The following is a 14,846-nucleotide window of genomic DNA, read 5'->3' on the forward strand; positions in this document are numbered from 1 at the left end:
GTGATCCGATCCGCCGGGCGCGGGTATCGGGTGTGGGTTGACTATGGTCTGTGGCGTGCGGGTCGGTGTCCGACTCGACGTACCCCTGGGAGGCTGGAGATGAGCGGCGGGCTCTACCGCAGCGCCAACGCCGCGAACGATGGCGGGGCCGCACCCCGTCCCGGGGACGGTGCCACCTTCATCTCCGCGGAGCCGCTGAACCAGCCGGCCATGGAGTCGACAGCGCCGCCGCCGGAGGTCGTCGCCGAGACCAGCGCCGCCGCGAACAGCGCGGTCATGGCGGTTGGCAGTCTGGTGAGCCGGGGCACGGGCTTCCTACGGACCCTGGTGCTCACCGCCGCGCTCGGTGGCGCGCTGGTCGGTGACGCCTACACCACCGCACAGATCCTGCCCGGAATGGTCTACGAGTTCCTCCTCGGCGGAATCCTCACCAGCGTGCTGATCCCGGTGCTGGTCCGTCGGCGCAAGGTCGACACCGACGGCGGCCAGGCGTACGCCCAGCGGCTGCTCACCCTGGCGGTGGTCACCCTGGCGGTGGCCGCGCTGGTCGCGGTGGCCGCCGCGACGCTGCTGACCAAGCTCTACACCAGCGACAACCGCGGGCCGGATTACCAGGATCTGGTCACCAACCTGTCGTACCTGATGTTGCCGATGATCTTCTTCACCGGCCTCAGTGCGCTGATCAGCGCGGTGCTCAACACCCGGGGTCACTTCGCCGCCCCGATGTGGGCGCCGATCCTCAACAACATCGTGGTGATCGCCACCGCCGGCCTCTACATCGCGATCTTCGGTGCGGAGATCGTGAAGCCGAACGAGATGACCACCGGCCGGATCCTCCTGATCAGCGGTGGCACCCTGCTCGGTGTCGCGATCCAGGCCGCCGGCCTGCTGCCGGCGCTGCGCAAGGTCGGCTTCCGATGGAAGCTCCGGTTCGACTTCCGCGCGCTCGGCCTGCGTGAGCTGGGCCGGCTCGGCGGCTGGATGTTCTGCTACGTGGCTGTCAGCCAGGTCGGTCTGATCGTGCTGTTCAACCTGCTCAACCGGGCGGGCGACGGGGACGCCGGCGCCCTGATCTACAACAACGTCTTCCTGCTGCTGATGATGGCGCACGGCATCATCGCCGTCTCGATCATCACCGCGTTGATGCCCCGGATGAGCGCCGCCGCCGCCGACGGCCGCTACGCCGACGTGGCCGCCGACCTGTCCCGGGGCACCCGGACGGTCTCCGCGGTGCTCGCTCCGATCGCCGTCTGCTACGCCGTGCTCGCCACCCCGCTGGCGGTGGTGCTGTTCCGCTACGGCGCGTTCAGCGACGAAAACGCCGCCGACACCTCACTCGTACTGCTGCTAGCCGCGCTCGCTCTGGTGCCGTTCGCGATCAGCCAGCTCTTCACCTTCGCCTTCTACGCCCTGCCGGACACCCGCACCCCGGCGTTGATCAACATTCCGGTCGTGGCGCTGCGGATCGGCGTGCAGATCGTGCTGTTCGCCGCGTTCGCCGCCCATTTCGCGGCGGCCGGGATGATGATCGGTAACGCTGTCTCGTATCTGGCGGCGGCGATCGGATCCGCCTGGCTGCTCCGTCCGCGGGTCGGCCGGATCGGGCTGGGCCACATCATGCGCACCCTGGGCCGGGTCCTGGTCGCCGCGCTCGGCGCCGCGCTGGTCGGCCTGCTCGTGGTCAACCTGCTGCCCGGTGGCGAAACGCCGAGCTGGGCCCAGGCCGTCATCCAACTGGTGATCGGTGGCGCGGTGATCGGCGGGACCTACCTGGGTCTGGCCATGCTGCTGCGGATCGGCGAGATCACCGAGGTGGTCGGGATGGTTCGCCGCCGTCTCGGTCGCTGATCGCCAGCAGCTGATTACAACAAGTTGGCACTCATACGGACCGTGACCACGGATCACCAGGCTGGGGATGCTTCTGTGGATAACTCCGCGATTCGCCGGTCAACCGCCGCTTCAGCCTGTGGATAACCAACCGTACGGCTGAGCGTGGCGAACCGATCGGTGGGAACGTACGGGGCAGCGCGAGCGCCAGGCCGGCCCAGCCCCGGCTTCGGTCACTTGCGGTGAAGCCGTAGATTAGCTAGTACATGTGCCAGCAACGTGGCTGACAACGGTCGTAACCGGACGACTTCTCCGACTGCCAGAACCCCGCCAGTTACAGCGGGAAGATGACATGTCGGAGAGACGGGCAACCCGGGTAAGGTCGCTCTCGACGGGTACGGCAGGGGTCGACGCTGGGCGTCGACACCGGTCGGCCGGTTCCTTCAACGGCAGAGCGGGAAGCCACATGCCCAGCAGTTCGGGTTCATCGATCGACACGATCACCGAGGGAGGACGGGTGACCCAGGTCGGCGAGGGTCAGGAGGCGGACGAAAGCGCTCCTCCGGTCATGACCTTCGGTGCTCCCACGGCCGGTGAAGTCCTCGCCGAGCGGTACGAGCTGGTTGAGCACATCAACAACGACAGTGCGGGTCGGCTGGTCTGGCGCGGGGTCGACGTCATCCTGCGCCGTCCCGTTGCCGTGGTGCTGCGCTACCCGGGCGGCGACTCCGCCACCGAGATGCTTCAGGCCGCCGTCGCGGCCAGCCGGGTCATCCACCCCAACCTGGTCGGCGTCTACGACGCGATCGACGAGGCCGATCGGGCGTACGTGGTGCGCGAGTGGGTCGACGGGCAGTCCCTGCGGGATCTGGCGACCGACGGCCCCCTGGATCCGGCTCGGGCCACCGCCATCGGCAACGCCGTGGCCAGCGCGCTCGCCGCAGTGCACGCCACCGGCATGGTGCACGGCAACGTCCACCCCGGCACCGTCATGATCAGTGACGAGGGCCGCGTGGTCCTGGCCGACGCCCGCACCGACGGCGCCGACAGCCAGGAGAACGACATCCGGGCAGTCGGCGGCATCCTCTACTTCGCGCTGACCGGCTCCTGGCCGCACGCCGAGGCACCGCTGCGCGGCGCCACCGCCGGCCATGGCCGCGCCGCCATCCCGGACGCTGTTCGGGACGCTGGGGGTGCCATCGCGGCACCCCGCCAGGTTCGGGCGGGCGTCCCGGCGTACCTGGACGACCTGACCATGGATCTGCTCGACGCCGAGATCGCGCCGCCGTCCTCCGACGTGCTCGCCGCCGAGTTGGCGCGACTGGACGTGCCGGCCGAGGATGAGCACTACCTCGACAACAGCGGGCCGTTGCGGTTCGCCGCCGACACCGAGGAAGAGCCGTCGCCGCTGGCCGCGGCGGGGGGGCGCAAGGTCGCCGTCGGCATCGCTGGTCTGCTGGCCGTCGCCCTGGTCGGTCTGCTGATCGGGATCATCGCGCTGGGCGGCGACGACGAGGACCCGCAGTCCAACACGGTCGCCGCGCCGACCTCCAGTGCCCCGGCCGGTGACGCCACCCCGGCCGCCGTCACGGCGCGCAAGCTGACGATCAAGGGCGTCCGGATCATCGACCCGGACAGCAAGAACCGCAGCGAGGTAAAGGACGCCGAGAAGGTCATCGACGGTGACGAGGACAAGGGCTGGGAGACCGAGACCTACAAGAACAGGCCCAACTTCGGCAACCTGAAGAAGGGCATGGGCGTCTGGATCGACCTCGGCGAGCCGCACACCGTCAAGTCGGTGCAGGCGGTGCTGTCGGCCACCAACGCGTCCGCCCAACTGCTCGCCGGCACGACCAACCCGCCGTCCAGCACCAACGGTGACAAGCAGTTGGTGGCGAACTACACGACCGCCATCGGCCAGCCGTTCGAGGACCACGACGGCACGACCATGACGTTCAACGGCTTCGACGCCGACAAGAAATACCAGTACCTGCTGTTCTGGATCACCGAGCTACCGCCGACCGAGGACGGTTTCAAGCTGGGGGTGCAGGAGATCACGGTCCAGGGGTCGTGAGCCGATCCGGGCACCGTACGCACTGGACGCGGTGATGGAGGGGCGCGCCGCCGCAAAGGACCTGGAGCTGCTGCGCGCGCACGTCGACGGTGACCGGGACGCCTTCGCCGAACTGTTCCACCGGCACCGCGACCGGTTGTGGGCGGTGGCCCTGCGGACGCTCGGCGACCGCGAGGAGGCAGCCGACGCACTCCAGGACGCCCTGCTGTCGGCCCACCGCGCGGCGGCCCGGTTCCGCGGTGACTCCGCCGTCACCACCTGGCTGCACCGGATCGTGGTCAACGCCTGCCTGGACCGGATCCGGCGTCGGCAGGCGCACCCCACCGTGCCCCTGCCGGACGGCAACCGGGCCGAGGACGGATCGGGCACCGGCCGGCTGGAGCCGGCGGCACCGGCAACGGACCACGACACCGTGCTGGTGGTCCGGGAGGCGCTCGCCGCGCTGCCCGTTGAGCAACGCGCCGCGCTGGTGCTGGTCGACGTGCAGGGCTATTCGGTAGCCGAGGTCGCCCGCATCCTCGGCGTCGCCGAAGGGACGGTGAAGAGCCGATGTGCCCGGGGGCGGGCGCGGCTGGCCGTGCTGCTCGGGCATCTCCGCCCCGCTGCCGTCGGGAAGCCTTCGGCCCGACCGGGCACTGCCGCCCCGATCACGGGCGTGCCCGGCGTCACGCCGGGGAACCCTGGCCCGGTGGAGGGCGTCGGATCGAGGTCGGGCCGGTTCCGGCGGGACGCCAACCAGGAGGACACGTGACGACCGAGGGGTTCCGGGAGGTCGACGCCGACCTCCTCGCTGACTACCTCGGCGGGGCGCTGGACGGCACCCCGCAGCAGGACGAGGTCGCCCAGTTGGTCGCTGCGGACCCGTCCTGGGCCGAGGCGTACGCGCTGCTGGCCCCCGCCGTGGCCGAGGTCCGGACGGACCTGGCCCGCTGGGCCGAGCCGCCCCCGGAGATGCCGCCGGCGATCACCGACCGTCTCCTGGCCTCGCTGGCCGCAGAACCGACGAACGACGGCGCCACCGAAGAGGCGCCCAGCGTCGATCCGGGCGGCGATGCGGCGACGCCGGTGGTCGTACCGGCGCAGGGCGGTCGCCGACCGGCCGCGCCGACGCCCGCCGGTTCGAAACGTTGGGCGTCCACCGGTCCGGGCCGCCGCAAACACGGCTGGGCCCGCCGTGGCGCACCCGTGGCCGGCGCCGTGATCGCCGTCCTCGCCGTCTCGCTGGGCCTCAACCAGCTCTCGCGCGGGTCGGACGACACCAGCGGTGCCAGCCCCATGAATCAGCCGGTCAACGCTCCCGAGGACGCAGCGGGGGCCGCGCCGTTCCGCACCACCGTGTCGGCACTGCACAGTGGTACGAACTACACCCCGGAGACCCTCGGCAACGTCTACGGCACAAACGCGTTGAGCACACCCGGTGCCAGCCGGGCGACCGGCTCCACCCCCGGCGGGCAGTCGGGCGTGGATGCCGAGGGCGGACGGCGGCCCTCTCCCGACGGGTCGGACCAGCTGGCCCGGCTGACCGACGAGGCCGCGCTGAGTCGCTGTCTGGCCAGCATCGCGACGGACCACGGCACCGCCCCGCTGGTGGTCGATTTGATCGACTACGCGCGGTTCCAGGGAGAGCAGGCGCTGATCATCCGCTTCACCGATGCGAACGGAGTCCGGTGGGCCTGGGTGAGCGGCCCGGAGTGCGGAGTGCCTGGGTCCGGCTCGGACAGCCGGTATTGGGCGCGGGTAGGCTGAATCCACGGTCAATGGCACGATGACCGCCCACGTGACCTGACCCACCGGATGCCCGGCTCGGGAATCCCCGGTTCGTACGATGACGTTCTGGAAGTCAGCTGCCGGCCCCACCCAGGCGTCGGCAACTCGGATCGGCATCGGTGCTCGCGCCGACGCCGAACACACACAACTCGGGAGACGGCAGTGGACGAGGTCCGCAACCTGATCATCATCGGCTCCGGGCCGGCTGGCTACACGGCGGCGGTCTACGCCTCGCGCGCCAACCTGAAGCCGCTGATCATTGAGGGCGTGCAGTCCGGTGGCGCGCTGATGACGACGACCGAGGTGGAGAACTTCCCCGGTTTCGCCGACGGCATCCTCGGCCCCGAGCTGATGGACAACATGCGCAAGCAGGCCGAGCGGTTCGGTGCCGAGTTCCTCACCGACGACGTGACCCGGGTCGAGCTGGTCGACACCGGCGACGCCGGCTCCAACGCGGTGAGCACCGTCTGGGTCGGCGAGACCGCCTACCGGGCGCGCTCCATCATCCTCTCCACCGGTTCGGCCTGGCGCCCGCTGGGCGTTCCCGGCGAGCAGGAATACCTGGGCCACGGTGTCTCCGCGTGTGCCACCTGTGACGGCTTCTTCTTCCGCAACCAGCACATCGTGGTCGTCGGCGGCGGCGACTCGGCGATGGAGGAGGCCACCTTCCTCACCCGCTTCGCGGAGTCGGTGACCATCATCCACCGCCGCGACTCATTCCGGGCCAGCAAGATCATGGCCGACCGGGCGCTGAGCAACGAGAAGATCAAGGTCGAGTGGAACAGCACCGTCGAGGAGATCCTCGGCGACGACGGCAAGGTCACCGGCGTCCGTGTTCGCAACGTGCACACCGGCGAGACCAAGGTGATGGACGTGACCGGCGTCTTCGTCGCCATCGGTCACGACCCTCGCAGCGAGCTGTTCCAGGGCCAGATCGAGCTGGACGACGAGGGCTACGTGAAGGTCGACGCCCCGAGCACCCGCACCAACGTGCCCGGTGTCTTCGCCGCCGGCGACGTGGTCGACCACACCTACCGTCAGGCGATCACCGCGGCCGGCACCGGTTGTGCCGCCGCGCTCGACGCCGAGCGGTTCATCGCGACGCTCAGCTGACAAAGGAACACATCCCGGAGGAGGGGCAATAGTGGGAACAACCAAGGCGGTCACGGACAAGAGCTTCGTCGCTGACGTGCTACAGGCCGACAAGCCGGTGCTGGTGGACTTCTGGGCGGAGTGGTGCGGGCCGTGCCGCAAGGTGTCGCCGCTGCTCGAGGAGATCGCCCGGGAGATGGGTGACCAGGTCACCATCGTCAAGCTCAACATCGACGAGAACCCGGAGACCGCTCGGGCCTACCGGGTGATGTCGGTGCCGACGCTCACCGTCTTCAAGAACGGCCAGCCGGTGCAGTCGATCGCTGGTGCCAAGCCGAAGGGCGAGCTGGTCCGGCTCATCGAGTCGGCCCTCTGACCAGCAGAAACATCAACCGAACCCCGTACCCGCTCGCCGGGTGCGGGGTTCGGCGTCTTCCCGGCCGCACCGTCGACGTATTTCGCGGCCCAGCCACCTCGCCGTCCCGGAGCGCATAACCTCAAGCCTGGGCCGCCCGGCCAGCCAGTGTCGTGCAGAGGGGGTCGTGCGTGCGTCCGATCCGACCCGGTGACCGGGGACCCGCGGTCACGGAGATCCGTACCATCCTGACCGGCCTCGACCTGCTCGCCGCCGCCGGCCCGCACACCGACGAGTTCGACCTCGACACCGAGCGGGCGGTCCGCGCGTTCCAGCAGTCGCGAGGGCTCAGCGTGGACGGCCGCGTCGGAGCGGAGACCTGGCGCGCTCTGGAGGCCGCCCGTTGGCGGCTCGGCGCCCGCACCCTCTACCACGCGGTCCCCGAGCCGCTCACCGGCGAGGATGTCCGGTCGCTGCAGGAGCGACTGCTGGAGATGGGGTACGACGTGGGCCGCGCGGACGCCATCTACGGTGTCCGGACATCTCGGGCGTTGGCCCAGTTCCAACGCGAGGTCGGGCTCACCCCCGACGGCTCCTGCGGCCCTCACACGATGAACGCCCTGCGCCGGATCGGCCGCAAGGTGGTCGGTGGCCGCCCGCAGTGGCTCCGCGAATCCGACGCGATCCGGCAGTCCGGGCCGGCGCTGGTCGGTAAGACGGTCGTCATCGACCCGGGGCACGGGGGCACCGACCCCGGAATGGTGGTGCCCGACGGCTCGCTTCGCTGGACGGAGGCGGACCTGATGCACGACCTGGCCAGTCGTCTGGAGGGGCGGCTCGCCGCCTCCGGGGTGCGGGTGCAGCTCACCCGGGGCCCGTCGCCCGACAGTTGCCTGCCGGACACCGAACGGGCCCTGCTCGCCAACTCACTCGGCGCCGACGTGTTCATCTCGCTGCACCTGGACGGCCACGCCAACCCGGACGCGGAAGGCGTCGCGACCTATCACTACGGCACTGACAACGGGGTGACCTCGGCGACCGGTGAACGCCTGGCCGGGCTGGTGCAGCGGGAGATCGTCGCCCGCACCGGGCTGCGGGACTGCCGTACCCACGCCAAGACGTGGGAGTTGCTGCGACTGACGCGGATGCCCGCCGTCCGGGTGGAGGTCGGCTACCTCACCTCGCCGACGGACCGCGCCCGCCTCGTCGATCCCCGGTTCCGGGACCGGGTGGTGGAGGCGATCGTGGCCGCGGTGCAGCGGATGTACTACCCCATCGAACGAGACGTGCCGACCGGGTCGCTGGACGTCAGCGAACTGCGCGCCGTCGTGACCGCCGGCACCGTGGTCGACTGATCCGCCGCCAGGGTCAGCCGTTGGTGGAGCGGGTGGCCGGGGCGGGACGGACCGGCCGGAGCAGCGTCTCCGGGCTCATCGATCCGAGCAGCTTCTCCAGCGCGTACTCGACGTCGGACTTCCAGCTCAGCGCCGTCCGCAACTCGAGGCGCAACCGGGGGAAACGCGGATGCGGACGGACGGTCTTGAAACCCACGGAGAGGAAGAAGTCGACCGGGGCCACGCAACCGCCGGCCGGGTCGTCCGCGTCGCCGAACTTGGCGTCGCCGAACGCCTCGATGGCCTTGATCCCCCGCTTGGTCAGATCCCGGGCGACACCCTGCACCAGCATTCGCCCCAACCCGCCGCCGGCGAACGCGGCGACGACGTTGGCGGTCATCAACAGTGCCGCGTCCGCGGAGACCGGTGAGGTCGGGAACGCCATCGAACGGGGCACGTAGGCGGGCGGGGCGTACATCACGAAGCCGGCCGGCATGCCGTCGACGTACGCGAGCTTGCCGCAGGAGCCCCACTCCAGCAGCGTCTGGGAGACCCATGCCTCCTTCTCCAGGCCCGGATCGCCGGCGGCGCAGGCCCGGTCCGCGGAGACCGGATCAAGCTCCCAGTAGACGCACTGCCGGCACGGGCGCGGAAGGTCCTCCAACGTGTCGAGGGTCAGGCTGACCAGACGTCGCGACATTGGCGCATCCCCACAATAGGCTCGGTGGTGAGACCGGCATGGAACGACAGCGCCGCCTTCCTGCCCCCGACGAGCGATCGTACGCCGCCGATCGACGGTACGGGAGGGGACGCGCAGATGCCCACTCCCGCGGGGGACGCCGAGCAGGTCCGCCATGTGGTCGATCTGCCTCGGCACGGCGGCAGCACGGCTCTGGCGGACTACGATCGACAATCGGTGTGTCCGACGCCATGGTCAGCGGCGTGCGGGGTACCCGGGGCGGGAGCCACCCGAGCAGCGATCGAGGTGAGGTCATGACCGGCACGACACTCGACGACTACACCGACCGGTACGCCCGGCGGGTACGCGGGATGACCGCCTCCGAAATCCGAGCATTGTTCGCGGTGGCCAGTCGCCCGGAGGTCGTCTCGCTTGCCGGCGGCGCTCCGTACATCGCCGCTCTTCCGCTGGACGCGGTCGGCGAGATGCTCGGCCGGCTCGGCTCCGAGCACGGCGTGACCACCCTCCAGTACGGCATCGGTCAGGGCACCCTCGAACTGCGCGAGCGGATCTGCGAGGTGATGTCGCTCTCCGGGATCGACGCCGCGTGCGGTGCCTCCCCGGAGGACGTGGTGGTCACCGTGGGCGGGCAGCAGGCACTCGACCTGGTGGCCCGGCTCTTCCTCGACCCGGGTGACGTGGTGCTCGCCGAGGGGCCGACGTACGTCGGTGCGCTCGGCGTGTTTCAGGCCGCCCAGGCGCAGGTCGTCCACGTGCCGATGGATGCGGACGGGCTGATCCCGGAGGCGCTGGAGACAGCCATCGCCGACCTGGCCCGCACGGGCCAGCGGGTCAAGTTCCTCTACACGATCCCCACCTACCAGAACCCGACCGGCGTGACGCTCAGCGAGGAGCGCCGGGAACGGGTGCTCGACATCTGCGAGCGCGCGGGCCTGCTCGTGGTCGAGGACGACCCGTACGGTCAGCTGGGGTTCGAGGGTGAGGCGCCGGCCCCCCTGCGGGCCCGCCGCCGGGACGGCGTCTTCTACCTCAGCACGTTCTCCAAGACCTTCGCCCCCGGGCTGCGGGTCGGCTGGATCCTGGCGCCGCACGCGGTCCGCGACAAACTGGTGATCGCCAGCGAGGCGCAGATCCTGTGCCCCAGCGGTTACGCCCAGGCCGCCGTGTCCACCTACCTGGGCACGATGCCCTGGCGGCAGCAGCTCAAGGTCTACCGCGAGGTCTACCGGGAACGCCGGGACGCCCTGCTCGACGCGATGGCCGACCTGATGCCCGAGGGCACCAGCTGGACCACACCGGCCGGTGGTCTCTTCGTGTGGGCCAGCCTGCCGGACGGGCTCGACTCGAAGGCCATGATGCCCCGAGCGGTCGCCGCCCGGGTCGCCTACGTTCCCGGCACCGGCTTCTACGCCGACGGCACCGGCACCGACGCCATGCGGCTCAACTTCAGCTTCCCGCCGCCGGAACGGATCCGTGAGGGCGTCCGCCGGCTGGCCGGTGTGATGGAGCAGGAAATCGCCATGCGTCGGGTCTTCGGTCCCGTGGGTGGCGCCGCCGGCCGACGCGGCCGGGCCGGCTCCGACGTGCCCGGGCCCGACTTGGCATGATGCCGGCATGGCTACGACCGCCGAGCATCTCCTCGTGACCGATTCCGCCGTCTCGGCCGACCTGCGCGTGGTGGTGCTCGCGGGCGGGCTCTCCTACGAACGGGACGTGTCGCTGCGCTCCGGTCGTCGGGTGCTCGACGCGCTGCGCGCCGTCGGGGTGGAGGCCGATCTGCGGGACGCGGACGTGGCGCTCCTACCGGCGCTCGCGGCCGACCCGCCGGACGCGGTGGTGATCGCACTGCACGGCGCGACCGGCGAGGACGGCTCACTGCGCGGGGTGCTGGATCTGTGCGACATCCCGTACGTCGGCTGCGACGCTCGGGCCTCCCGGGTCGCCTGGGACAAGCCCTCCGCCAAGGCGGTGCTCCGCGAAGCCGGCATCCCCACCCCGGACTGGGTGGCGCTTCCGCACGATCGTTTCTCGGAGCTCGGCGCGGTCGCCGTCCTGGATCGGATCGTCGAGCGTCTGGGCGTACCCCTGATGGTCAAGCCGGCGCAGGGCGGGTCCGGGCTGGGCGCAGCGGTCGTCCGGGACGCCGCCGCGCTGCCCGCCGCGATGGTCGGCTGCTTCGCGTACGACTCCACGGCGCTGGTCGAGCGGTACGTGCCGGGAATCGACGTGGCGGTCTCCGTCGTCGACCTGGGCGACGGCCCGCGGGCGCTGCCGCCGGTGGAGATCGTGCCGCGCAACGGCGTGTACGACTACGCCGCCCGCTACACGGCGGGGCGGACCACCTGGCACGCCCCGGCCCGACTGGACCCGGAGGTGGCCGCCACGGTCGCCGACGTGGCCCTCGCCGCGCACACCGCGCTCGGTCTACGGGACCTCTCGCGCGTCGACGTGATCGTGGACGCGGCTGGCCAGCCGCACGTCCTGGAGGTCAACGTCTCGCCGGGCATGACGGAGACGTCCCTGCTGCCGCTCGCCGTGCAGGCGGCCGGACTGGACTTCGGCCGACTCCTCGGCACCCTGGTCGCCCGAGCAGCGGCCCGCCTCACCACTCACTGACCTACCTGCCAGCCCGTCGCCGGGTGGCACCGCCCGCGCGGGTCGACCATGAGGTTGGCCTGTCCGGACCAACCTCATGGTCAGTTCCAGATCAGTGGCTCGCGCGTACGTCTGGTGTGTCGTTGCCGTTGGTGCTCGCGGTTGCGCCCGACGTGCTGGCACCCCCGACGCTGTTCCCGGGGATGGTCTTCCTGACGGCCTCCCCGGAGACACCGCCGTTGTCGGGGTCCGAGGCGGTCGGTTCGGCGGGAGTCGAGGGGGTCTCGTCGGCGCTCCCGCTCGCCGGGCCGACGGAGGGCCCGGCGGTGGGCGTTCCCGCCGTGGCAGCGCTGCCGGAACCCGTCTCGGCAGGTTCAGCCGACCGGTCGGTGACGGTGGCCGCCGTCGGGCCGGCATCGGCGTCGGTCTCCAGAACCGGTTCGACAGGCGCGCTGTCGACGTCTGTCGAATCGGAAGCGGAGTCCAGCGCTGGTTCCGGGATCTCCTCGGCAGCCTCGATGACCGAGACCACCTCTGCCCCGGCTGCCGCCGCTGAGGCGGCCTCCGCTGCGGCAGCGGCATCCGCGGCAGCAGACTGGGCCAGCAGACTGGACGGTGCCTGCCACTGGATGCGGGGCGGCTCGGCGAGCGGACGGCCACCGAACTCGGCGAGCCAGGCCGCAACCAGTGCCAGATTTTCCCGCCACTGTGACTCGGAGATCGGCGGCAGGATCGAGTCCCACAGTGACAGGAACGTGCCCCGCAACTGAAGACGGCCGTACGGACGGGCGAGGAACCACATGTGCAGGTGGGCCGAGCCGTCGCCCCAGCGGTTGACGTGCACCCGCGCCACGCCGTCGAGCGAGCGGATGGCCCGCTCCAGACGTACGGTCATCACTCCCAGTTCGGCGGCCAGCAGGTTCGGCAGGTCACCGAGATCCAGGTGGGTCCGCGATTCCAGGATGAGCACCATCGGCAGGCCGGTGGGCCGGTCCATGGCGCGTACTCGCCACCGCTCGCCCACCCAGATGTAGGCGTCGTCAGGGGCGTTGCAGGCGGTGCATTCCCGGAGACCCTCGCCCTTCCGGGGCGGTTCGACCGGGACCGGATCATCGAGTTGCTTCACGTGGAGGTCACCCTCGAAGGGAAATGACGGCCACTGGGTGAAGTCCGGGACTGAGGGAGGGGTGTCGTGCACGACGCTGACCCTAACCGAGTCTGGCACCGCTGTCCCTACCTGTTTGAGTGGTTCCGGGGCACCGGATCGCTGCCCTTCACCGGCCGAGCTCGCGTGGGTCGCGCGGCAGCGAGAGGCGATATCCACAGGCTGCCGAGATCCTCAACACACCCCGTCATCCACAGGCCCACACCCACTCCCACGCGCTGTTTCACGTGAAACGAGGGGTGCCTGTGGACAACCGGTGTGGATAACTTTTCGACCGGTCGGTCGTTGCCCGCGAACCCGTGCGCCGAAGCGGATCGAACGCTCCGGCTCTCCGAGGGCGGGAGGCTGAACGACGGCATCGACGCCCCGCGTACCCGAGACGTGGCGGCCGGCCCGCTGACCATCAGACCAACCCACAGAGGGGTACGAGCCGGCTTCTCTGTTTCACGTGAAACCGGGCCCGCAGGAGCGGCGCCGGGCCAGAGGCTCGGTCGCCTCCCGCCCGACTCGCTCGCGGGTTGCCCGACAGGACTGACGACAGCCCGGACTCTCGACTCACCTGACGATCACCGTGAGGGCGTCGTACACGCCACTCAGCGGCTCGCTGCGGCGTCGAGCGGGGTAGGGGGTGGTTGCGGTCGACGGAACCATTTCGGAGCCCTCTGTGACGCGCGTAGAGGATCGTCCGTCACCACGGCGCCGGGGGCCTGTGCGCCTCCAGAGATGCTGGGCAACGCCAGCCGCACTCCTGGCGCTCGGACCCGGGGTCAGGGGCGACGACGGCTGGCCGAGCTGCGGACGACGGATCCGCTGAAGCGAGAGCCGCCGGCTGTTTCACGTGAAACGCGACGACCCCGGGATGCAGAACGGCCGCGCCCCCGAATGGGTAGCGCGGCCGTGAGCGAGTGGGCGGGCTCAGTCCCCGCTCTCCTCCTGTTGCACGCCGATGATCCCGACGATCCGCTCGAGGTCGTCGACCGTCGCGAACTCAATCGTGATCTTGCCCTTGCTCCGGCCGATGTCCACCTTCACCCGGGTGTCGAACCGGTCGGACAGCCGATCGGCGAGATCAGTCAGGGCCGGCGCGTGCGCCTTGGGTCGCCGCTTCGCGGCCTGCCCCTTCGCGGGACCGTCGTTCAGGGCCAGGGCCACGATCTCCTCGGTCGCCCGAACCGACAGTCCCTCGGCCACGATCCGCAGCGCCAACTGCTCCTGCGCCTCCGCCTCATCGAGGCTCAGCAGAGCACGGGCGTGCCCCGCCGACAAGACGCCGGCGGCGACCCGGCGCTGCACCTGCGCGGGCAGATTCAGCAGCCGGATCGTGTTCGAGATCTGCGGGCGGCTCCGGCCGATCCGGCGGGCCAACTCCTCGTGAGTGGCCCCGAACTCCTCCAGCAGTTGCTGGTACGCGGCAGCCTCTTCCAACGGGTTGAGGTTCGCCCGGTGGATGTTCTCCAGCAGGGCGTCGCGGAGCATGGCGTCGTCGCGGGTGTCCCGGACGATGGCCGGGATGCTCTCCCGACCCACCGCCTGGGCGGCGCGCCAGCGCCGCTCACCCATCACCAGTTCGTACTTCTCGTCGTCGAGCTGCCGAACGACGATGGGCTGAAGGAAGCCGACCTCCTGGATCGAGGTCTTCAGCTCCTCCAGTGCCTCCTCATCGAAGACCTGGCGCGGCTGCTTCGGGTTGGGCATGATCGCGTCGACCGGAATCTCGGCGAATCGAGCACCGGGCACCGGGCTGAGCACAGGCTCGGGCTCGTGGACTGGTGCCCGGACGGGCACCGCGGAGGCGGCGGCGGTAGGGCCCGCGCCGTCCAGGCGCTCATTGTCCGGCTCGGCCGTCGCGGTGCCTGCGGCACCCGGCACCGGCCCGGTCGGGATCAGTGCCCCCAGGCCCTTACCCAGACCGCCCCGAGGACGGTTCTTCATGCCAC

At 70.6% G+C, this 14,846-nt stretch carries 12 protein-coding genes; 9 read left to right on the forward strand and 3 right to left on the reverse strand.

What is annotated here, in order from left to right:
• Positions 1 to 99 precede the first annotated feature (99 nt).
• From murJ to V6U86_RS08090, 7 genes are all read left to right on the forward strand, one after another.
• Positions 100 to 1,848 (forward strand): murein biosynthesis integral membrane protein MurJ, encoded by a 1,749-nt coding sequence (gene murJ / locus V6U86_RS08060; RefSeq protein WP_334500283.1) that lies wholly within the window; start codon positions 100 to 102, stop codon positions 1,846 to 1,848.
• A 445-nt stretch (positions 1,849 to 2,293) separates the two neighbouring features.
• Complete coding sequence (locus V6U86_RS08065; protein ID WP_334500286.1) at positions 2,294 to 3,901, forward strand: protein kinase family protein; 1,608 nt, start codon at positions 2,294 to 2,296, stop codon at positions 3,899 to 3,901.
• A 34-nt stretch (positions 3,902 to 3,935) separates the two neighbouring features.
• Entirely contained in the window at positions 3,936 to 4,652 is a 717-nt protein-coding gene (gene sigM / locus V6U86_RS08070) for an RNA polymerase sigma factor SigM (RefSeq protein ID WP_334500288.1), read from the forward strand.
• Entirely contained in the window at positions 4,649 to 5,647 is a 999-nt protein-coding gene (locus V6U86_RS08075) for a hypothetical protein (protein WP_334500290.1), read from the forward strand. The genes sigM and V6U86_RS08075 overlap by 4 nt, the downstream gene beginning before the upstream one ends.
• Positions 5,648 to 5,830: 183 nt before the next feature.
• Entirely contained in the window at positions 5,831 to 6,781 is a 951-nt protein-coding gene (gene trxB / locus V6U86_RS08080) for a thioredoxin-disulfide reductase (protein ID WP_334500292.1), read from the forward strand.
• Between the two features lie 31 nt (positions 6,782 to 6,812).
• On the forward strand, positions 6,813 to 7,136 hold the full coding sequence (gene trxA / locus V6U86_RS08085; protein ID WP_030331849.1) for a thioredoxin: 324 nt from the start codon (positions 6,813 to 6,815) through the stop codon (positions 7,134 to 7,136).
• A 170-nt stretch (positions 7,137 to 7,306) separates the two neighbouring features.
• Positions 7,307 to 8,470 carry an N-acetylmuramoyl-L-alanine amidase gene (locus V6U86_RS08090; protein ID WP_334500297.1) on the forward strand — a complete coding sequence of 388 codons (1,164 nt, stop codon included), beginning with the start codon at positions 7,307 to 7,309 and terminating at the stop codon, positions 8,468 to 8,470.
• A 13-nt stretch (positions 8,471 to 8,483) separates the two neighbouring features.
• Here V6U86_RS08090 and V6U86_RS08095 read toward each other — a convergent pair whose 3' ends face one another.
• On the reverse strand, positions 8,484 to 9,149 hold the full coding sequence (locus tag V6U86_RS08095) for a GNAT family N-acetyltransferase (RefSeq protein WP_110564833.1): 666 nt from the start codon (positions 9,147 to 9,149) through the stop codon (positions 8,484 to 8,486).
• 293 nt (positions 9,150 to 9,442) lie between these two features.
• On the opposite strand from V6U86_RS08095, the gene V6U86_RS08100 reads away from it, so the two are divergent.
• Entirely contained in the window at positions 9,443 to 10,756 is a 1,314-nt protein-coding gene (locus tag V6U86_RS08100) for an aminotransferase-like domain-containing protein (protein ID WP_334500300.1), read from the forward strand.
• 7 nt (positions 10,757 to 10,763) lie between these two features.
• Positions 10,764 to 11,765 (forward strand): D-alanine--D-alanine ligase family protein, encoded by a 1,002-nt coding sequence (locus V6U86_RS08105; protein WP_334500302.1) that lies wholly within the window; start codon positions 10,764 to 10,766, stop codon positions 11,763 to 11,765.
• Between the two features lie 91 nt (positions 11,766 to 11,856).
• On the opposite strand, the gene V6U86_RS08110 is transcribed toward V6U86_RS08105, so the two are convergent.
• Complete coding sequence (locus V6U86_RS08110) at positions 11,857 to 12,717, reverse strand: hypothetical protein (protein WP_442934906.1); 861 nt, start codon at positions 12,715 to 12,717, stop codon at positions 11,857 to 11,859.
• Between the two features lie 1,107 nt (positions 12,718 to 13,824).
• Positions 13,825 to 14,841, reverse strand: a complete 1,017-nt coding sequence (locus tag V6U86_RS08115) for a ParB/RepB/Spo0J family partition protein (RefSeq protein WP_334500307.1) — start codon at positions 14,839 to 14,841, stop codon at positions 13,825 to 13,827.
• Positions 14,842 to 14,846: the final 5 nt, after the last annotated feature.

This window comes from Micromonospora sp. CPCC 205558, assembly GCF_036902955.1.
Classification (GTDB): Bacteria; Actinomycetota; Actinomycetes; order Mycobacteriales; family Micromonosporaceae; genus Micromonospora.